The 19,892-nt window shown below is 66.2% G+C and carries 19 protein-coding genes and 1 pseudogene; 8 read left to right on the top strand and 12 right to left on the bottom strand.

The window, feature by feature from the left end:
* Nucleotides 1-24: 24 nt before the first annotated feature.
* Nucleotides 25-396 carry a thioesterase family protein gene (locus PSR88_RS02875; RefSeq protein WP_016880870.1) on the bottom strand — a complete coding sequence of 124 codons (372 nt, stop codon included), beginning with the start codon at nucleotides 394-396 and terminating at the stop codon, nucleotides 25-27.
* A gap of 265 nt (nucleotides 397-661) precedes the next feature.
* Here PSR88_RS02875 and PSR88_RS02870 point away from each other — a divergent pair, with 265 nt between their 5' ends.
* Both PSR88_RS02870 and PSR88_RS02865 read left to right on the top strand, forming a co-directional pair.
* The gene (locus PSR88_RS02870; RefSeq protein ID WP_016880872.1) at nucleotides 662-2,308 is read left to right on the top strand and encodes an alpha/beta fold hydrolase; all 1,647 of its coding nucleotides are present in this window, start codon (nucleotides 662-664) and stop codon (nucleotides 2,306-2,308) included.
* A 118-nt stretch (nucleotides 2,309-2,426) separates the two neighbouring features.
* Entirely contained in the window at nucleotides 2,427-3,719 is a 1,293-nt protein-coding gene (locus PSR88_RS02865) for a wax ester/triacylglycerol synthase domain-containing protein (RefSeq protein WP_016880873.1), read from the top strand.
* Between the two features lie 52 nt (nucleotides 3,720-3,771).
* Here PSR88_RS02865 and PSR88_RS02860 read toward each other — a convergent pair whose 3' ends face one another.
* The 4 genes and pseudogenes from PSR88_RS02860 to PSR88_RS02845 all read right to left on the bottom strand — a co-directional run bounded on the left by PSR88_RS02860 (nucleotide 3,772) and on the right by PSR88_RS02845 (nucleotide 6,361).
* On the bottom strand, nucleotides 3,772-4,215 hold the full coding sequence (locus PSR88_RS02860; protein ID WP_011593840.1) for a DoxX family protein: 444 nt from the start codon (nucleotides 4,213-4,215) through the stop codon (nucleotides 3,772-3,774).
* A 179-nt stretch (nucleotides 4,216-4,394) separates the two neighbouring features.
* Nucleotides 4,395-5,350 (bottom strand): annotated as a pseudogene (locus PSR88_RS02855) (NADP-dependent oxidoreductase).
* A gap of 181 nt (nucleotides 5,351-5,531) precedes the next feature.
* Nucleotides 5,532-5,798, bottom strand: a complete 267-nt coding sequence (locus PSR88_RS02850) for a YdeI/OmpD-associated family protein (RefSeq protein WP_083853031.1) — start codon at nucleotides 5,796-5,798, stop codon at nucleotides 5,532-5,534.
* A gap of 170 nt (nucleotides 5,799-5,968) precedes the next feature.
* Entirely contained in the window at nucleotides 5,969-6,361 is a 393-nt protein-coding gene (locus tag PSR88_RS02845; RefSeq protein ID WP_157180083.1) for a hypothetical protein, read from the bottom strand.
* A 551-nt stretch (nucleotides 6,362-6,912) separates the two neighbouring features.
* Here PSR88_RS02845 and PSR88_RS02840 point away from each other — a divergent pair.
* Complete coding sequence (locus tag PSR88_RS02840; protein ID WP_016880877.1) at nucleotides 6,913-7,254, top strand: YciI family protein; 342 nt, start codon at nucleotides 6,913-6,915, stop codon at nucleotides 7,252-7,254.
* Nucleotides 7,255-7,414: 160 nt separating this feature from the next.
* On the opposite strand, the gene PSR88_RS02835 is transcribed toward PSR88_RS02840, so the two are convergent.
* The gene (locus tag PSR88_RS02835) at nucleotides 7,415-8,959 is read right to left on the bottom strand and encodes a protein adenylyltransferase SelO (RefSeq protein ID WP_016880878.1); all 1,545 of its coding nucleotides are present in this window, start codon (nucleotides 8,957-8,959) and stop codon (nucleotides 7,415-7,417) included.
* Nucleotides 8,960-9,010: 51 nt separating this feature from the next.
* The gene (locus PSR88_RS02830; protein ID WP_016880879.1) at nucleotides 9,011-10,213 is read right to left on the bottom strand and encodes an NAD(P)/FAD-dependent oxidoreductase; all 1,203 of its coding nucleotides are present in this window, start codon (nucleotides 10,211-10,213) and stop codon (nucleotides 9,011-9,013) included.
* 132 nt (nucleotides 10,214-10,345) lie between these two features.
* On the opposite strand from PSR88_RS02830, the gene PSR88_RS02825 reads away from it, so the two are divergent.
* A complete protein-coding gene (locus tag PSR88_RS02825) occupies nucleotides 10,346-10,984 on the top strand; it encodes a TetR/AcrR family transcriptional regulator (protein WP_016880880.1) in 639 nt (212 codons plus the stop codon).
* Nucleotides 10,981-12,015: an LLM class flavin-dependent oxidoreductase gene (locus PSR88_RS02820; RefSeq protein WP_016880881.1), complete on the top strand. Its 1,035-nt coding sequence runs from the start codon at nucleotides 10,981-10,983 to the stop codon at nucleotides 12,013-12,015. The genes PSR88_RS02825 and PSR88_RS02820 overlap by 4 nt, the downstream gene beginning before the upstream one ends.
* A 28-nt stretch (nucleotides 12,016-12,043) precedes the next feature.
* On the opposite strand, the gene PSR88_RS02815 is transcribed toward PSR88_RS02820, so the two are convergent.
* Complete coding sequence (locus PSR88_RS02815; protein WP_011593833.1) at nucleotides 12,044-12,967, bottom strand: LysR family transcriptional regulator; 924 nt, start codon at nucleotides 12,965-12,967, stop codon at nucleotides 12,044-12,046.
* 186 nt (nucleotides 12,968-13,153) lie between these two features.
* Between PSR88_RS02815 and PSR88_RS02810 the strand changes: the two genes are divergently transcribed.
* Both PSR88_RS02810 and lexA read left to right on the top strand, forming a co-directional pair.
* On the top strand, nucleotides 13,154-14,443 hold the full coding sequence (locus PSR88_RS02810; protein ID WP_016880882.1) for a glutamate dehydrogenase: 1,290 nt from the start codon (nucleotides 13,154-13,156) through the stop codon (nucleotides 14,441-14,443).
* Nucleotides 14,444-14,507: 64 nt separating this feature from the next.
* Nucleotides 14,508-15,170 (top strand): transcriptional repressor LexA, encoded by a 663-nt coding sequence (gene lexA, locus PSR88_RS02805; RefSeq protein WP_037196199.1) that lies wholly within the window; start codon nucleotides 14,508-14,510, stop codon nucleotides 15,168-15,170.
* 149 nt (nucleotides 15,171-15,319) lie between these two features.
* Here lexA and PSR88_RS02800 read toward each other — a convergent pair whose 3' ends face one another.
* Nucleotides 15,320-15,625, bottom strand: a complete 306-nt coding sequence (locus PSR88_RS02800; protein ID WP_016880884.1) for a hypothetical protein — start codon at nucleotides 15,623-15,625, stop codon at nucleotides 15,320-15,322.
* Nucleotides 15,626-15,790: 165 nt separating this feature from the next.
* Between PSR88_RS02800 and PSR88_RS02795 the strand changes: the two genes are divergently transcribed.
* Entirely contained in the window at nucleotides 15,791-16,825 is a 1,035-nt protein-coding gene (locus PSR88_RS02795; RefSeq protein WP_016880885.1) for a LacI family DNA-binding transcriptional regulator, read from the top strand.
* 89 nt (nucleotides 16,826-16,914) lie between these two features.
* Here the strand turns inward: PSR88_RS02795 and PSR88_RS02790 are convergent, their stop codons facing one another.
* The 3 genes from PSR88_RS02790 to PSR88_RS02780 form a co-directional block, all read right to left on the bottom strand.
* Nucleotides 16,915-17,730 carry an ATP-binding cassette domain-containing protein gene (locus PSR88_RS02790; protein WP_011594393.1) on the bottom strand — a complete coding sequence of 272 codons (816 nt, stop codon included), beginning with the start codon at nucleotides 17,728-17,730 and terminating at the stop codon, nucleotides 16,915-16,917.
* A gap of 5 nt (nucleotides 17,731-17,735) precedes the next feature.
* Nucleotides 17,736-18,794, bottom strand: coding sequence for an ABC transporter permease (locus tag PSR88_RS02785; protein ID WP_011594394.1), 1,059 nt, complete (start codon nucleotides 18,792-18,794; stop codon nucleotides 17,736-17,738).
* Between the two features lie 61 nt (nucleotides 18,795-18,855).
* The gene (locus PSR88_RS02780) at nucleotides 18,856-19,884 is read right to left on the bottom strand and encodes a substrate-binding domain-containing protein (protein WP_016880886.1); all 1,029 of its coding nucleotides are present in this window, start codon (nucleotides 19,882-19,884) and stop codon (nucleotides 18,856-18,858) included.
* Nucleotides 19,885-19,892: the final 8 nt, after the last annotated feature.

Raw genomic sequence — 19,892 nt, 5'->3', positions numbered from 1 at the left:
GTGGTGAGTGCGCGACAAGCGCGGTCAGCGATCAGGCTTCGCGGGTGACGCCGCCGCGAGAAACCGGTCCCGGTCGACGATCGCCCGGTCGATCTCGCCCGACGCGACCACCTTCCCCGAGCTATCGGTCGCCCGCACGGTGAAGGTGAGGCGGTGGCCGACAGCGGCGGCTGGTGGCTCGGCCGCGATCTCGACGGTTGCACCGACCGGTGTCGGGCCGCGGTGCTCGATTCGGACAGCGGTCCCGACTGTCGTCTGGCCCGCACCGATGAACGATGCAGCGCAGGTGACGGTGGCCGCCTCCATCCACGCAATCAGCCGGGGGGTCGACAGCACAGGAACGTCACCGCTGCCCAATGCGGTCGCGGTGTCGGACTCAACTACCTCGTAGCGCACGCCAATACAGTACGCCAGGCGCGGCCGAACCCTTGGTCAGCGCTTCCGGTTCCGGCTTTCACGGTCCCGCCGGTGGTGCACGATGACGCAGCACCGCAAAGACGTGTGCACCCGGGTTCCGTGGCGACATCTCCGATTCCGGGTTACCGGTCGTCGCGGTGGTGCGTCTGAGACACTGGCTGCTGGGGCGAGAGCGGGCTGGCTGCGCAGCGGCCCAGGCGCCACGATCGTCACGACACGGGACTACGAGGGGGATCGCGACAGTATGCCGGGGATCGATGGGCACTTGGACTCGAGACAGCGCGCGGGTGCGAGGTTTGCACGGCGTACGCGATTTGTCGCCCTCGTCGGCGGCCTCACCGCCACACTCGCCCTGGGGCCGGTACCGCTGGCCACCGCACAGCCGGCACCGGGTGACGATCTTCGCTGGGGGTCCTGCCCGGCCGAATACGAGCTGGACCCGGCATCCGATCAGTGCGCCTCGGTCACCGTTCCCCGCAACTACGCGGACCCCGCCGCCGGCACGATCGACGTGCTCGTCACCCGCCACCGCGCCGAGGATCCCGGCTCGCGCCGCGGCGTGCTGTTCACCAATCCCGGTGGGCCCGGCGGAGACGCGATCGGCTCGAACAGCATGTTCGTCGAGATCCTGCCCGACGCGGTCCGCACACAGTGGGACGTGATCGGTGTCCAACCGCGCGGTCTTCCCTACGCCGGCGCGGTCGAGTGCGTGCTGGCCCCTGAACAGACGACGGCGATGAGCCTCGGCTTCGGCGGTGCTGCGACGCGTAACGCATGCGAGTCCGCTGCGCCGGGCACCACGGCGCACCTGACGACCGAGAACACCGCGAAGGACTGGGAGCAGGTCAGGCTCGCACTCGGCGAGGACTCCATCGACATCTACGGCCTCTCGTACGGCACAATTCTCGGATCCACCTATGCGACTCTCTTCCCTCAGCACACCGGTCGCATGGTCCTCGATTCTGCGGTCGACCAGAAGTGGCTGTGGAACGACGTGTTGTGGCAGCAGAACGACGGCTACAAGGATCGCTTCTACGACCTGATGGACTGGATCGCCGCCCACGACGACACGTACGGGCTCGGTGACACTCCGCTGAAGGTGTATCAGCGGTGGTCGGACCGGATCGTCGAGGAAGCCGGCGGGAACCCGACCCTCGCGCCACCACCCGCCCAGATCGGTGACGTACCGCCCGGCCTGCAGGCCGTTGCGGATGCTTATCGCGGTGGGGTCGATCTCACCGGACCGGCACGCGTTCAGTTCGAGGCCTTCGTCCGTCGTCTCGCCGACCCGTCGCACGCCCAGATGTCGTCCAGCATCTACGTGATGACGCGGCAGGTGCTTCCCGCCCGCAACAGCTGGCCGCTCATGGCGCGGGTGATCCGGGACGGTCGAGACGCGATTCCCGCCGGCACCGCGATGGACGACCTGACGGAGCAAGAGTACGAGCGGATCGCCCAGGCCCAGATGATGCAGTCACTGGTCCTGTGCAACGAGAACAATGTCGCCGCTCGGCCGGACCGCATTCCGGGTTGGCTCTTCTCCACCTTCGTCACCGGAGATCTCTTCGACCTCATCGGGTACAGCTACAGCGCCGGGCCCGAATGTACCGGTGCGCCGCCCGTTGTCGCGCTGCCCACGTTGAGCAATCGAGGACTGGCGACGGCCCCGCTCGTCCTGCAGGGAATGCGCGACCCGCAGACCCCCTATCAGGGGGGAGTTCAGCTCGCCCACGACATGGGGGCGCACCTCGTCACCGTCGAGGGAGGAGATCACGGTGCGGGGATCCAGGGTGGCAACGCCGTCGTCGACCAGACCGTCACCGAGTACCTCGAGACCGGGCGCACCGCTGTCACCCACGCCCCTGAGGCGCCGATCACCGCCCCGCTGTGAAGGCCGGGGCCGGGCCGCGGACGGTGTGACATAGGCAAGCAACACTCTGGGTCCGTGCTGAGCTGCGGGACCGACATTCCTGGTTCGAAAAGGTGCCGACCCGAATAGACTTGCCGAGGTGAGCCGCGAGGATCCCGATCGGCTGTCCGCCGACGACGCACATATCCTGGGGCTCGAATCGGCGGTGATAACCGGCCACACGCTCAAGCTCGTCGTTCTCGGGCCGGCCACCTCCCCGCTCGACGTCGAGGCTCTGCGAACTGCCGTGGCGGAGCGGCTTTCGAGCCAGCCGCGAGCGACGCAACGGATCGATACCTCGGGACCGGAGCCGCGCTGGGTCGAGGCGACGGCGTTCGAGATCAGTGACCACGTCCGGCGCCGGGAAGAGCCCGGGTGTGCCTCGCGCGACGATCTGTGGCGGGCCGTCAGTAAGCTTATGTCCGAGCACCTCGACCACGAGCGTCCATTGTGGACGTTCGATCTGATCGGTCCACTCGGCGACGGGCGCGAGGCGATCGCGGTGCGGATCCATCACGCGATGGCCGACGGGATCAGCGCGGTTCGCTTCCTCGACGACGTCCTCTGGGATCGGCACCTCGAACCGCCCCTGGGAGGAACGCGGCCGGGCCTTCGCGCCGCTTCGCCGCAACGGTCGCGAATCGACGAGGCACTGCGGATGCCTGCGGTTGTGCATCGTGAACTCGGCCATCGCGGTTCACATTCGCCTTTCGACCGCCCGATCAGTGCCGCCCGCGAGCTCGCCTTCACCGTCGCCCCACTCGCGGAGCTGAAGGCAATCGGCGCCTCACGCCCCGGTCGACCAACCGTCAACGACGTACTCCTCGCGATCGTCGCCGGCGGCCTGCGAAGCTGGCTCGGCGCCGGCCAGGCGGCCCTGCCGCGTCTTCGTGCTCAAGTTCCGGTCAGCCTGCACCACCGGGACGAGGGAGCGGGCGAACTCGGAAACCGTGATTCCTTCCTGAATGTCGATCTGCCGCTCGCTGAGGCGGATCCGCTCACCCGACTCGACCGGATCAACGCCGAGACCAGCAAGCGCAAGCTCCTCGACGACGCCGAAGAGCTGTTCGATCTCTTCCACGCTCTCGGACGCGTGAAACGCGTCGAGGAAGCCGCAAAGCGACTCGCTGGTAGCGCGCGCGAGTTCAGCCTGTCGATCTCGAACGTCCCCGGCCCGCCCGTGCCGGTCAGCGTTTCCGGACGTCAGGTCGAGCGGCTCTTCTCCTCCTCCGAGCCCGCAGCTCACCACGCGCTGCGGATCTCGGCGATCTCCTGCGCCGGGATCGTCGGTATCGGGCTCTGCACAGACCCCGAGGCGCTGCCCGACGTTGCCCGGCTGGCGGTGGCGATGGAAGATTCATACGCCGAATTGCGTGACGCCGCGATCACCTAACATCGATCCGTTCGGTGTCAATGGCATTCGAGGCCAGCAGTCGGGTGGTGGTTCACGTGCGTCGGACAGGCATGATCGATCGCACCCGCGCGTCCCGCAGGTACAGACCGCCCCACACGAAGATGCCGACGTAAATCGGGAACAGGGTGGTGCTGACGATCGGCTGCTCGGTGAGCATGTTGGTAGCGACGGCTCCACCGAGGTATCCGGTCAGCAGCACCGCGCCCAGAATCGCCGTGGCGGGCACGATGTAGAGAATCAGGCACACCAACAGAACGACCCCGATGACACGGTTGAGGTTCTCGGCAAAACCCAGCTCGGCCATCGCCTCGCGCACCATTTGCGTGTTCGCGATGTGGATGAGCGAGTCGAACAGGAGAAACAGCACCACGAGGGCGCTGACGACCAGTCCAGCGATTCTGGCCTTCTTCGTGGTTCCGCCCGTCGGCGCCGGTGTCGCGTTGGAGGTTCCCGTGGAGGGTGGTGTCGATGTCATGAGACTTTCTCCTTGCTGTTCATGAAGCGGTACACCGCTGACCGGTGGCACCTGCCCGTCGGCGTCACGCGGGCAGATCGACTGCTCCCGCACGCTTCGTGTCTACTCACACCAGTACAGACCAGAGGTGACGGGAAAACTCACCGCGGCGCTCGAGGGATCTCCGTTCGTGGGCCCTCCTAGGTCGGCAACCCCGCAGGCGGGACGCCGAGGACCACCTTGCCCGGCACGCCCCGCCGTTTGGACAGGAACGCTGCCCGTGTCTCGGCGAGCGGGCGGACGGCGCCGACGTGCGGGCGCAGGTACCCCTGCGAGGTGAGCTGTGCGAGTTTCACGAGCTCTGATCGGTCGGGTTCGACGATGAAGAAGACTGTTCGTCCGCCGCGTGGTGTCACCGGGGGCGGCGCAATGATCGAGACCAGCACGCCGCCCGGCTTGACGATCGCGGCCGATCGGGCGAGCGCATCGCCGCCGATGGTGTCGAACACCAGGTCCACCGGTGCGAGCTGGTCCAGGTCGCGTTCCCCATCGAGGGGAAGGAATTCGACTGCGCCGTGGCTCGGGCGCGTTCCTCGGCTGCACGCCGTCCCGTCGCGACGACCCGCGATCCGGCCGCGTGCGCGAGCTGGACAACCAGGGAACCGGTCCCTCCCGCGCCACCATGTACGACGACGGTGCGGTCGGCGGCGTCGCCGAACTCCAGGCCGCCGTGTCGGAACATTCCCCGCCAGGCGGTCAGACCTGCGAGGGGCAGCGCCGCGGACGCCTGGAATCCTACGGTGTCGGGGATCGCAGCCAGGTTGCGTGCCTCGACGGCGACATACTCGGCGGCGCCGCCGTCGCGGTGCCAGTCGGTCAACCCGAAGACACGGTCACCGACCTCGAAACCGGTGGTGCCATAGCCAACTTCGGTGACAACGCCGGCCACCTCGTGTGCGGGGATGCACGGCGTGCGGTCGCGGCCGGCCCGATCCGTCCAGGTTCCTGGCCAGTCGAGCTCGTCGGGCACGAAGGATGCGGCGTGCACTCGGACGATCACGTCACCGGTGGCGGCGTGCGGGTCGGGGGCATCCTCGAGCACGAGTAGCTCCGGGTTCGCGGGACCTCGATTCTCATGGATGCGAACGGCTTTCATGTGATGCTCCTCGAGTCGTATACGACTACATCGAGCTTCCATGCGCTGAAGCTATGTCGATTGTCCACTGCGTCGAATATGTGCGCGACCTCGTTGTCTCCAGAAACAAGGTCGCGCGGACGACCGCGCGAGGCCGAAGGTCCCGGATCGGACAAGTCGGCTGCGGCTGAGTGGAAGGGTTCTACTTACCGGTCTTTTCCCGGTGGCTACAACCAGGCCAGCAGCATGGGCGGCGCTTGCCTTCAGCCAGTTCGGTATGCGCCCGCTTGATTCGACGCGCTCTCGTTTCGTCGAGCTTGGCATCCTCGACCCAGCAGATCCACTCATTGCGTGCGAGTGGTGTGATGTCATTCCACGCTTTCAGCGCCTGGCCGTCAACGGCCAACGCCGTTCGTAGGTCTGCTGGCACTCTATGCACCGTGCCGCTCGGGACCGTGCGCTTGCCCATGTTTGGAGTCTACCGACTGTCGTCGAGGTCGGGCGGGTCGTAGCCAACGGAGTCTTGGTGTTGATTCAGAGGCGGGCCCGCTCGATTTCGGCGCGGTCGCTGCACGCAGGATCGCGCGATGGTGAGTCTCAACTGCAATCGTGGACTGCCGGGTGAACCTGATGTCTGGTCTAGGTTGATGCGATGAAGGTATCCACGAGCGCATCGGTCGTCTCGGTGCTGTGCGCTGTGTCGGTGTGGCTATTCGTAGTGCCGCAACTGGTCACCACAGGGATAGTCGAGCCTGGACCGCTTCTCGGTCTGATGGTGTTGCTCCCGACACCGGTCTGTTTGATCGCGGCGTTGGTGGGGGCGGTCGCGGGCACGATCGGGCTTGTCCGACGCGCTGATCGGACGTGGGCCGGCGCATTGATGACGTTGGGGCAGGCTTTGACGTGGATTTTGGCCATCGTGATCGTGGTGTGGTCGCAGGCGTATGGTTCGACGGGGTGGGAGTTGTTGATACTGCCGGCGTCGCTGATGCTGGGGCAGGTTGTGGTCGCATCGGGCTTGATATCGGCCATGGTGAGTCGTCGCAGAGCCATTGACGCCGAAGTCGGGGGAAGGATGGCAGGTAAACCGATAGCCGCCACCTCCTCAGACTCCCGCCGCCGACACAAGCTCCCGAATTCGAGTGCCGCGTCCAGCATCCGACGTGTGTTCTGCCACCAGTAAGGTCGAGGATCAACTCGTCTGCGCCCGTACTTGCTGCGGAAGCGATGTCGTCAAGAATCTGCGCGAGTGTGCCTGAAAAGCCGATCCGATCGTCGCCGGACGGACTCTCGGGGAACGTGGACGTTCCCGACTACGATCATCTCCAGCCCTTGGACGGCAGTCCGCAGAATATTGCGCTGTGCAGTTGCTCGCCACAACGCGACCGTCACACTACTTACCCCACGCGCACTCGGGCATGTTGATCAAGTGCTTGATGCCCGCGGTATCGCGGCAGCGGTGAGCGCGGTGGTGGAGGCGGCCCGTACCGGCCGTTTGGGGGAGGGTGGGCGAATCTTGTGCGCGCCGGCCCGTGTCGGCGAGGATGGGTTCCGATCTGACGTGAGGCGAAGGAGTCGACGCGATGACGAAGTACCTGATCTCGTTCCCCAGTGGTGCCATGGTCCTTCCCGACGAGGATCTACAGGCAGTGTCGGATGCGTCGCACGCGGTGGTGGAGGAGGCGAAGGACGCTGGCGTCTGGGTGTTCGGCGGTGGAATCGACGAGAGCGTTCCGCCTGTCCTGGTCGATGGGGATGGCACGGTGACCGAGGGCACGTACCCGCAGATGAAGCAGCTCGAAGGCGGCTACGCGGTACTGGAGTTGCCCTCCCGCGAGGCGGCACTGGAATGGGCTGCGAAGATCGCGGTTGCCTGCCGGTGCGCGCAGGAGGTGCGCGCGTTCCACTACGATCCCGCCAGCTGACGGGTTCGACGTCTCGGGCAATCGCATTCGGCTTCGGCCGGCCGCGAACTGCGCACGGCGGCATCCCGTCGCGGCGACACCAACCGAAGTCGTTCCGGCGACGAATCGTCGGCGAGAAGTTCCTCGACACGAACGTCGCCGTGCAACTCCGTCCTGGAAGTTAAGTGCCGCAGAAGGTTTGGAAGGACTTACTGAATGACTGTGGGGCGGGTGTGGTGTAGTCGGACCACTCGTCGCGGCGGTCGAACGGATGCGTGACGACCTCCAATAGCTTCTCGAACGGAGCGAGCTCCCCGTCGGTCGCGGCGCGCAACGCAGCATCGAGCTGATGATTGCGCGGGATGTACAGCGGGTTGACGCAGTCCATCGTGTCCGCGGTCTCCGCTGCCCCGCGCCCATGTTTCGTCAGGTCGCCGCGCCAGCGTTCCAGCCATGGCCCGATGTGCTCGCGCGGAACGAGGCCGTCGAGAGGCGTCGAATATCCGCGTAGTTCGTCCGCGAGAGCACGGAAGGTGCCCGTCCAGTCGGCACCATGTTCCTCCAGCAGCGTCAGCAGGTCGTCGACCAGCGCTCGATCGACGAATTCGCCGGCCAAACCGAGCTTTGCCGCCATACCGGCAGCGTAGTGGCCGTCGTAACGCTCGTCGAAGGTCTCGAGAACTGCAGACACCGCGGTAATCGCGTCATCCGGCGCGGAATCTATCAGCGTCAGTAGCGTTTCCGCGAGGCGCGCCAAATTCCACTTCAGGACAACGGGCTGGTTGCCGAACGCATACCGGCCGCCGTGGTCGATCGAACTGAACACAGCGGCCGGGTCGAACGCGTCGAGGAAGGCGCACGGACCGTAGTCGATGGTCTCGCCCGAAATGGTCGTGTTGTCGGTGTTCATCACCCCGTGCACGAAACCGGTGAGCATCCACCTCGCCACCAGTGACGCCTGCGCCTCCACCACCGCCTCGAAGAACGACAGATAGCGATTACCGTCACGTCCCGGCGGCAGTTCGGTCAGCTCCGGGTAGTGGCGGGCGATCGCGTAATCGGCGAGCGGCTGCAACACCTCACCCTGCCGCACCGCGTATTCAAAGGTGCCCACCCGCAGGTGACTGGCCGCGACCCGGGCGAGCACGGCACCGGGCTCGGCGCCGTATCGATGAACGTGCTGGCCCGTCGCGACCACCGACAGTGCGCGCGTGGTGGGGATGCCGAGGGCGTACATGGCCTCGCTGACCAGGTATTCGCGCAGCATCGGGCCGATTACCGCGAACCCGTCGCCGCCCCGGGAGAACGGCGTGCGCCCCGAACCCTTGAGGTGTAGATCCACCCGCTGCCCATCGCTGCTGGTCAGCTCGCCGAGCAGCAACGCCCGACCATCCCCGAGGAGCGGTGCGTATCCGCCGAACTGATGGCCCGCATATGCCATCGCCACCGGCTTGGCCCCGGCCGGCGCCGTCGATCCGGACAGGACGCCGACCCCGTCCTCGCTTCGCAGCGTCTGGACATCCAACCGCAGCGACGCCGCAAGCTGCTCGTTGAGTACGAGCAACGTGGGGTCCGGCGCGTGGGCACCCTGCCACGGCACCGTCAGGGCGCCCAGCTCGTCGGCAAAGGTGCTCTCGAGGCCGGCCACCGCTGTGTTCGTGCCCACCGTGGAATCCGGAATTGCAGTCATCCTGCGAGGGTAACCACCGCACGGACCGCCGCGCACCCGATGGCACCGCGAGTACGGCCTGGTGTGCACGCGCAATGGAACGTGTGTTCAAGAGTTGGCTTGTGCGAGAACCGACGCGATGTTCGGCGCGGAGTAGACGTCTCGGATGGGCACCGACCCGCCGAGGACGCCGAAGATTCGCTCGACTACCTCCGGTTGGGCCGCGGCCGCTCGGTAGAACGCCGTGAGTCCGTTCGAGAGCGGCGCGAGGCGGGCCGTGCTGAGCGCCAGTTCGAAGCCGTTGGCGGTGAGCTGGTCGCGCTGACGTTGGTAGTCGCCGAGGGCGTCATCGACGGGACGGCCGGCGCGCGTGCTGTGGATGGCCTCCGCGAGCAGGTCGGCGCTGAGGAACGCATCGGCGATGCCCATCCCCGTGGAGGGGTCCTTGTGGTGGCCGGCATCGCCGAGGAGTGCCCAGCCCGGTCCGACCGATTTTCGGTACTGGTTGGGTAAGTCGGCGGTACCGACGAAACGTTGTTCACGCTGGCCGGAGGCGACCGTGTCACGCAGTCCTGGCACCAGATCGAGGGCGGCGTGAAAGCTTCGGTCGAGGTCTGTGCGGACGCGCGGAAATTCCCGACGGGGCCAACCGACGTAGATGCAGGTGAGCCCGTCGTTGGTGGGCCAGACCAGGATCAGCTGGCCGGTTCTGGCGTGGAACGACGCGCGCACATCGCCGAGGCCACTCCAATAGGAGTAGTACACGCACGTCAGCGGCGGATGGTGGTTGTAAACGTGAGCAGCGACTCGCCGCGCGACGGTCGAGTGCAGGCCATCCGCCCCGACGACCAGCGGTGCCCGCAACGACACCGAGCCGCCTACACCTCGGCGACGGCCGCGCACGCCCGATACGCGACCATCCGCCCACACCACGTCGTCGACGACGACGCCGTCGATCAGGTCGGCGCCCGCTTCGACGGCCGCCTCGACCAGCACCGTGTCGAGAACAGTCCGCCGCGGGCAGTATGCGGCGGTCTGCCCTTCGACGCCCGGCCCCATACCTGACATCTGCACCGGGCCGACGTCGAAGGTGAGCTGCTCGATCGGTGCGCAGCCGCGGGCGTGCAACCGATCGAGCAATCCCCAGTCCCGCAGTCGGAACGCGGCACGTGGCCACAGGAAGTGGGTGGACATGGTGTCGCTGGGAAACGACGCGCGATCGACCACCGCGACACGGTGCCCGCCGCGTGCCAGAAGCATCGCCAACGAAGCGCCTGCGCACCGGGCGCCCACCACGATCACGTCGAACATCGCGCCTCACTCAATCCGAAATCCCGTATCTCGCGCATCGCTAGCCGACCGGCTGCCCCGCAGCGAGTGCCTTCACATCGCCGACTGGAATCAAAGATAGCACGATCGTTCGTGCTGTACTAGGATGAGTTCATGGCACAGAAGCGGAACACGACCCCAGGGGCCAAGACGCGGGAGACCGTGCTGCACGCGGCCGCCGACATCGCATCGGTCGAAGGTCTGGACGGACTCACCATCGGGCATCTCGCGAGCCTGACCGGGATGAGCAAGAGCGGGCTGTTCGCCCACTTCGGCTCGAAGCAGGACCTCCAGCTGGCCACCGTCGAGGTCGCGCGCCAGCGTTACGTGCGCGAGGTGGTCACACCGGCGCTCGAATCGGGTCCGGGTATGCGGCGCCTCGCCGCCCTCTGCGAGTCGTTCCTGTCGTATGTCGAACGGGGAGTCTTTCCGGGGGGATGCTTCTTCGCTGCCGCGATGGCCGAGTTCGACGGCAAGACGCCCGGCCCGGTCCGCGATGCCGTCGCCGAGTGTCAGCGCCAGTGGATGGGGACCCTCGCGCAGGCGGCACGCGACGCACAGCAATCCGGTGAGTTGTGCACCGACACCGATCCGGACCAGCTCGCGTTCGAGCTGGAAGGCACACTGCTGGCGGCCAACTCATATTTCCATCTCTTCGCCGAGACGCGCTATCTCGACCGCGCCCGCCTCGCGGTGCGTACGCGCCTGTCGAGTGAAGCATCGACACCAGAACGGACGGCAACCCGCGCATGAGCACCCACACAGCCGGCAACCTCGCCCCCGGCGTCAGCGCTACCCGGCGTGGCCTCGGTATCTGCGTGACCCCACTCGAAACGCGCCGTGAGGTGATACTGCACGTCGCCCGCCGCGCCGAAGACCTCGGCTATGACGGGTTCTACCTCGCCGAAGGGTGGAGCCAGGATGCCGCCGTCCTGCTCACCGAAATCGCCACCAAGACCGAACGAATCACCATCGGTACCGGTGTGCTCAGCGTCTGGGGCCGCACCGCAGGCACCCTCGCGATGCTCGCCACCAGCCTCGACCAGGTCTCACACGGCCGTTTCGTCCTCGGCTTGGGTGCAAGCAGTCCGCAACTCGTCGAAGGACTGCACGACCAGTCGTTCACCGCACCGGTGGCCAAGCTGCGCGCGGTCACCGCACAGGTCCGTCGACTGCTCGACGGCGACCGGGTCCGCCCGACGGCAACCCACGACCACCGGCCCCTGCGGCTGGGTGTCGCCGCGCGCACCGGCCTGCCGATCTACCTCGCCGGACTCGGCAACAAATCCATCCAACTCGCCGGCGAAGTGGCCGACGGCTGGACGCCCTTCCTGGTCCCTCGGTCGTGGTTGCCCCGCGGAATCGACCTGCTCCAGCAGGCGGGGGCTCGATCCGGTCGCACCACACGCTCCTCGGTGTGCCCGGCCGTCCCCACCGCCGTCGCGGCCGATCACGCAACCGCCCGCGAGATCGCGTCCTGGTGGGTCGCGTTCTACCTCACCAGCATGGGCTCGCTCTACCGCCGCTCGCTGAGCGAACGGGGATACCGCGACCCGGTCGAGGCCGTGCTTGCGGGCAACCCGACCCACGACACCACCGACGTGCCGCCCGAAGCCCGAGTTCTGCTCGACGAGCTCACCGTCTGGGGCACACCGGACACCGCTCGCGACCAACTCCAGCACTGGTACACCGCAGGCGCCGAGATGCCGATCCTCACACTCCCACCCGACCGCACCATCGCCGAACTCGACTACATGCTCGAAACCATGAGCCCGCACCCCTGACGTTCCGTCCTGCGGGGGGTGAACGCGCTTACGGGTACGGCGAGCGCGCCGCGAGCCCCCGTGCGGCCGCCGCGGCACGCACTGCGTCGATCACCAGTTGCAGCGGCGGTCGGTGCGCTTCCGTCCCCCGATGGGCGATAGAAATGGTCCGCATGAGTGGTTCGGTGAGCGCGACGACGTCCATTCCCGGCGGGCGCAGCGTCAGTCCGAGATCGGAGACAAGGGTGACTCCCAGGCCCGCGGCAACCATCGCGAGTGCCGTAGCCTGCTCGCCGACCTCATGGTTGATCCTGGGTTCGAATCCGCAACGCTGACAGGCCAAGCGCACCGCGCGGCCGAAATGCGACGTGGGTCCCGCAAGGATCCAGGGATGCTCGGCGAGATCCGCCAGCGCCATCGTTTTGGCGGAAACCGTTCCCGGAGGCAGCGCTGCGTGCAGTCGCTCCACTGCGATCACCACCCTGGTCAACTCCGGGTCCCACTGCATCGGATAGTCGGAATAGTCGATCACGAACGAGAAGTCCAGCGACCCGTCCCGTACCGCGACTGCGGTGTCCTCCGGCGCAAGCTCCCTCGTTCGCACCTCGATGCCGGGATGTTCGGCGGCCAGCAACGTCAGCGCACTCGGCACCAGGCTCGACGCGACGGACGCCCACACGCCGACGGTCAATCGGGCGGTGACCCCGTCCTGCGTTTGTTCGAGAGCGGTGGTCGCGCGCTCCACCGATCGAATGATGTCCTCAGCGTGCTCGGCGAGGAGCAGGCCGATCTCGGTGAGCTGTACCCGCCGACCGCGCCGCTCGAATAGCTTTGCGCCGACGTCGCGTTCGAGCTGGGTGAGCTGTTGGGATACCGCGGATGTGGTGTAATGCAAGGCCAGCGCCGCGGCGGTCACGGTGCCTCGGCGATGCAACTCCCGAAGCATCCGCAACCGGCGCAATGACAGCTCCATGCCGCCAGCCTATGCATCCATTCCGAACCGTCCAACCGGACCACGCGCTCCGCTGTGTAGAAAGCGTGAACTCAATCCTTCAAGATTCTTAACTGGACGCCTGGTCACCAGCGCGCGCACTCTGGCGTCATCGGCTGAGTGGTCGTGGAGGCGAAGATTTTCTGAGGACGATTGGGGTAACTCGAGGTGACCACGACAACGGAATGCGGGTTCGGGCGCACCCCCGAGCACCGAGAGTCTGACTACCGTGAGAACACTGCGACGCAACCTCGGGTCGATGCGGCGACCGTGCGTGGCGGTGAGCCCCTCTTACGTGTGACGTGGTCTGATCCGGTCACCGAAGCTCGTGGTTACCTCGTCGTGCACACGTTGGTGTCCGACCTGGCAACCGGGGGCACCCGAATGCGCGCAGGCTGCACGATGTCGGAGGTGGAGGATCTGGCCAGAGGCATGGCCGCCAAGACCGCGGTTTTCGACCTGCCGGTCGGCGGCGCGAAGGGCGGCATCGACTTCGACCCGAAGGACCCCCGCGCCATCGGTGTTCTGGAGCGGTTCTGTCAGGCGATGCGCCCGTGGCTGGCCGCGCACTGGGTGACCGCGGAGGATCTGGGGGTGCCGCAGCATCTGCTCGACGACGTCTTCGCGCGACTCGGCCTTCAGCAGTCCTACCATGCGGCGATCAGCCGTGCCGAAGATCCGCAGAGGACTCTACGCCGGGTACGGGCAGCATTGAACGCCCCCGTGCCCAGCGGTTTTCTGCTGGGCGATGTGATCGGCGGTTACGGAGTCGCGCAGGCCTGCATCGGTACGGTGAACGCATATGGCTGGACTCCGGCAGACACGACGGTGGCAATCCAGGGCATCGGCACCATGGGGGGCGGCGCGGCCTGGTATCTGTACGAGGCCGGTATGCGCGTGATTGCTGTCGCCGACGCCTTCGGCACGCTGTACTGTCCCGACGGCCTGGACGTTCCCGCGCTGCTCGACCTGCGGGACTGCTACGGCGAGATCGACCGCTCCCGCGTCCCCTCGCATGTTCAGCGGTTGCCGAGCACGGCTGTGATCGCCACCGCGGCAGACATCCTCGTCCCGGCCGCGATCTCGTATGCGATCACTTCGGATAACGTCCACCAGGTCGCAGCGAAAGTCCTGATCGAAGCTGCGAATGCCGCGACGACCCCGCGGGCCGAGGCGGTGCTCACCGGCCGCGGCATTCCGGTGGTCCCAGACTTCGTCGCCAATGCCGGAGCAGTCGCCTGGGCCTGGTGGGTCCTACTGAGTCAGGTTGGCACCGACCCGGAGGATTCGTTCCTGCGGTTGCGTACCGAGATGCTGGCCAAGGTCGCGTTGCTGCTCGGGCAATGGAAACTGGACGGCGTGGCGCCACGGCAGACCGCGTGGGACCTCGTCACGGCCAACCGCAGCGCCCCGGCTCCGGCCGATCCTCTGGCAGTGCCGGCGCTCACCATCCCGTGAACGGTGAGCCATCAGCGCCCACGCCGTGCTCGAGGGCGCTGTCGTCACCCCCTACGATTCTTCGGTGACCGATTACGACGATCTCGACATGTTCGGTGGCCTCGATGCCTCCACCCTGCCATCCCGCCAGCAGCGGATTCTGGCAGCGATCCGGGACTGCGTGGCTGCAGACGGATGCACGCCGAGCACCCGACAGATCGGGGACGCGGTGGGCCTGCGCTCCGCGTCGTCGGTGTCCAAGCATCTGAAGAGCCTCGAGGAAAAGGGCTTTCTCCGAAGAGGCACGGCCATGGCTCGGCAATTGGACGTGCGCCCGTTCCTCCCCGAGGGGAAGCAAGGTCGCTCGTCCGAAAACAATGTGACGGTACCGGTGGTCGGCGATATCGCCGCCGGCGCACCGATCCTCGCGGAGGAGCACGCCGATGAGATGCTGACGCTCCCTCGCGAACTTGTCGGCTCCGGCACCGTGTTCGGGCTGCGGGTGCGCGGCGAGTCGATGATCGACGCCGCAATCTGCGATGGCGATGTCGTTGTGGTGCGCCGCCAGGACGAAGCGCATTCCGGCGAGATCGTCGCCGCGATGATTGACGGCGAGGCCACGGTGAAGGTGCTCCGGCGCCGCGATGGTCACGTCTTCCTCGAGCCCCGTAATCCCGCGTATGCCGTGATCGACGGCGACGACGCAGTGGTCCTGGGCAAGGTGGTATCGGTGATGCGGCGGATCTGAGGATCGACCATTCTGGCGGCCGCGCCTGCGGCTGCAACCCTCCGAGGAAATGACGGCGACTCAACCGCGACCCACTGGTTACCGGCATGTGTTCTGTCACAGGGTTCCTCGGTCGGGTGTACGGAACGATGCGGTGCCGTCGACCCTGATCAGAACGCTACTTCGTCGAGCTCCACGATGTCGTTGTCGATGTTGGCGAGGAGAGGACGCGGTGATGTGGTCGGGGTCGGGCCCGTGAGAGGTGGGTCTCGCCGATAGCACAGATCCAGGAGTGCGCTGTGGATGTCCTCGCCGCCCTCGACAGAAGGTCGTACCCGCAGCGCGCGTGCGAGTCTGTTGTAGTAGGTGCGCGAGGTCATGCCGAATTCGACGAGGAGGTCGTCGTCGTGCGGGCCACCGAAGGGTGCCCAACGCAGCGCGTACTCGATGAGGGCGTCACCAATTTTCTCTGACATGGGTCTCCGATCGAATGGGGGCCGACGTGAAGCGCAACGGCTCCCCGAAGAATGTCGTGGGAGTTGTTTGTCAGGAGCGTATTTCGCTTTCCCCTGTTAGTCTTGCTGTGATACATGCCTCAATCAACAGGCATTGCCCATCATTTTCACCTCGAGGGAGAAGTTGTGGCGCACAGTCGTTACAAGGTGCGGGAGATCGCCCAGCAGGCGGGGCTCAGCGAGGCGACGGTCGACCGCGTGCTTCACAACCGCCCAGGGGTGCGGGAAGGAACGCGTGCGGAAGTCGCGCAAGCGATCATCGACCTGGACAACCAGCGTTCCCAGCTGCGCTTGGCAGGGCGGAAATACCTCTTCGATATCGTGATGCAGGCTCCGCCGCGTTTTTCCGGAGCGTTCCGCGAGGCGGTGGAGGCGGAATTGCCGTTCCTCGCTCCTGCCGTGGTCCGGACCCGGTTCCATTTCCGGGAGACCGGCTCGGTACCGGCCATGGTCGAGGTGCTGGACAATCTCGTCAAACGCCCCTCGCAAGGTGTCATCGTCAAGGCTCCCGACACCACCGAGGTGTCCGATGCCATCGACCGGCTCACCGAGGCGGGGATCCCTGTCGTCACCTACGCCACCGACGTGCCGAACAGCAGTCGGGTCGGCTATGTCGGTATCGAGAATCGGGCCGCCGGTGAAACAGCCGCGTACCTGCTCGAACAATGGCTGTACGACTCACCGGCGAGTGTGCTGGTCACGCTGAGCAGCAACGCTTTTCGCGGTGAAGAGGAGCGTGAGATGGGATTTCGCGGCGCGCTGCGCCGGTCGGGCAACGTGGGGGGAATCGGATCTCAGCGCACGTTGGTCGACATCTCCGAGAGCGAGGGCCTCGATACGACGGTCGAACATCTCGTCCTCGCGGCCCTCGAACGCAACCCAGACATCGAGGCGGTCTATTCGATCGGCGGCGGCAACACGGCGACAGTGCGTGCCTTCGAGAAGCTCGGCCGCAGTTGCCGCGTTTTCATCGCCCACGACCTCGATCGGGACAACAAGCAGTTGCTGCGTGACAAGAAGATCTCGGCCGTTCTCGATCACGACCTTCGGTCGGACGCAAACCTGGCCTGCCGGATACTGATTCAGGGGCGTGGCGGGCTGTCGGGCGTGGCCACGCTGATGTCACCGATTCGGATCATCACCCCCTACAACATGCCCTGACGGTGGTTCCGGAAGATCGGCGCACGAATGCACCGCCCCGATGGTTCCGAGGCGGTGCGGTGTCGAGCGACGCGTTGGGGACGGGGAATTCAGCGCCGCAGTTCGTGGGTGAGTGCTTCGAGTTCGTCGCCGCCGGCCATTTGCTGGGTGAGTTCTTCGAGGCTGATCTCGTCGAAGGTGCAGTCCAGTTTCTGCCGGCCGCGGTTGAGGAGGACGAAGTGGTCGCCGACCATGTAGGCGTGGTGCGGGTTGTGGGTGATGAACACGACCCCGAAGCCCTGTTCCTTGGCGGCGGAGATGTAGCGCAGCACCATCCCGGACTGCTTGACGCCGAGGGCGGCGGTGGGCTCGTCGAGGATCAGGACGCGGGCGCCGAAGAAGATCGCCCGGGCGATCGCCACGCACTGGCGTTGACCGCCGGACAGCGAGCCGATGGGGGCGTCGACGTCGGGCAGCTCGATGCCCATCTTCGACAACTCGGACATCGTGGTGGCGCGCATCCCGTTCGCGTCGAGGGACTTGAACGGTCCCTTCCGCAGTTCCTGGCCGAGGAAGAAGTTCCGCCACACCGGCATCAGCGACACCACCGCCAGGTCCTGGTAGACGGTGGCGATGCCCTTGGACAGGGCCTCCTTCGGTGAGCCGAAGGTGAGGGCCTCGCCGTCGACGAGCAACTCCCCCTCACTCTGCTGGTGCAGGCCGGCGATGATCTTGATCAGGGTGGACTTGCCGGCCCCGTTGTCGCCGAGGACACCGGTGACCTCCCCGGCCCGCACCCGCAGGTTGATGTCCTGCAGGGCGATGATGTTGCCGTACTGCTTGCCGACGTGTTTGAGTTCGATCAGCGGGATCTTGTCGCCACCACCGGGTTCGGTATCGACGGGAAGTTGTTCGATGGTACTCATACCGGTCACCTCTTGGCGGCGTAGTTGCGGAAGGCATTGTTGGCGATGACCGCGAACAGCAGCATCGCGCCGAGGAAGAACTTGAACCAGTCCGGGTTCCAGCCGGCGTAGACGATGCCCTGGTTCGTCATGCCGAAGATGAACGCGCCGATCGCGGCGCCGATCGCGGTGCCGTACCCGCCGGTGAGCAGGCAGCCGCCGATGACCGCGGCGATGATGTAGAGGAACTCGTTGCCGATGCCCTGCCCGGACTGGACGGTGTTGAACGAGAACAGCAGGTGCATCCCGACGAACCAGGCGGCGAACCCGACGGTCATGAACAACCCGATCTTGACCTTGGTGACCGGGACGCCGATGGCGCGGGCGGAGTCCTGGTTGCCGCCGACGGCGAAGATCCAGTTCCCGATCCGGGTCTTGAACAGCACCCAGGTGGCGATCGCGGTGAACAGCAGCCACCAGAGCACGGTGATCCGCACCGACACCCCGCCGACCTCGAAGGAGGACGCGAACACCTTCTTCGCCGAGTCGAACCCGGCCATGTCGGACACGCTGGGGGTGGCGACCTGCCCGGTGATCAGTTTGGTGACCGCCAGGTTGATGCCGGTGAGCATCAGAAACGAGCTCAGCGTGATCAGGAAGCTGGGGATCTTCGTCTTCATCACCAGGTACCCGTTGAAGAACCCGACCGCCAGCGAGACGACGAGGGCGAGGGCGGCGCCGGCCCACAGGTTCAGGTGCAGGTTGTAGGCGATCATCGACGCCGCCAGGGAGCTGGTGGTGACGGCGACGCCGGCGGAGAGGTCGAATTCCCCGCCGATCATCAGCAGCGCGACCGCGCACGCCATGATCCCGATCGTGGAGGAGGCGTAGAGCACCGTGGCGAGGGCTTCGGGGCTGCGGAACGGGGGTGCAACGACCATGAAGAAGATGAAGATGGCGATCGCACCGAACAGGGAACCGATCTCGGGACGGACCAGCAGACGCTGCAGGCGTTTCTGCTCCTTCACCCGCTCGTCGTGGACGACCTTGTGACTGGCAAGGTCCAGATCTTGCTGTGTGGACATGACGTTCCTTCCGGGGCCGGACGGGTGCCCGGCACACGCAGTGGTGCGCCGGGCACCGCGCTCAGCGGGTTCCGCTCTTCGCGTACTCGGCGATCGAGTCGATGTTGGACTGGTCGATGAAGGCGGGACCGGTCAGGGTCGGTGTACCGCCACCGATGGTGTTGCGGTTGTTCAGGTACAGCCACAGCGAGTCCACGGCAAGGTAGCCCTGCAGGAACGGCTGCTGGTCGACTGCCCACTGGACGTCTCCGGCCTTGATCGCGTCGACGAGGGCTGCATTGGTGTCGAAGGTGACGATCTTCGCGGGGCTGGCAGCATTGGCGACGGACTGGATGGCCGTCAGGGCAATCGGCGCTCCCAGCGCGACGACGTGATCGATCGACGGGTCCTGCTGAAGTTTTGCGGTGATCGTCGCCTCGACCGAAGGCAGGTCCTTGCTGTTGACGTTGAGGATCTCGGTTTGCCCGTCGAACCCTTCGACCACGCCGGCGCAGCGTGCTTCGAGCGCGACCTGGCCTTGCTCCTGAATGACACACAGCGCCTTCTTCGCACCGTCAGCGGTGAGGCGCTGCCCGGCCGAGATGCCGGCGAGCTTCTCGTCCTGACCGAAGTACTGGGACACGCCCTGGGCTTGGTACTGGTCGAAACCCGAGTTGAAGGCGACGAGCGGGGTGCCTGCGTCGACAGCGGCCCGCACGGCCGGAGCCATGGCGTCGGGCTTGGCGAGGGTGAGGGCGATGCCGTCGACCTGGCTGTCGAGGGCGCTCTGGACCAGGTTGGCCTGATTCGGCGCCTCGGGGTCCGAGGAGTAGCGCAGTTCGATGTTGTCCTTCGCCGCTGCGGTTTCGGCGCCCTTGCGGATCAGGTCCCAGAAAGTGTCGCCCGGAACCTCGTGTGTGATCATGGCGATGGTGGCGTGAGGCGTGTCCGCGGAACCGGCGCCCATGCCGGAACCCGCCGATTCCGCCTTGCCGCCGGTGCCTGAGCATCCGGCGAGCAGTACCGTTGCAGCGACACCGACCGCCAGGGTGGTCACCCGGCGAGATGTGGTCCGTTCGGCCGGTGTGAGCCGACGCTTGTTCGTGTACATCGTGATTG

This window comes from Rhodococcus sp. DK176 (assembly GCF_038447315.2).
In the GTDB taxonomy this organism is placed as follows: Bacteria; Actinomycetota; Actinomycetes; order Mycobacteriales; family Mycobacteriaceae; genus Rhodococcus_F; species Rhodococcus_F jostii_A.
The sequence above is the reverse complement of the archived record's forward strand: the minus strand, read 5'-3'. Positions and strand labels throughout refer to the sequence as shown.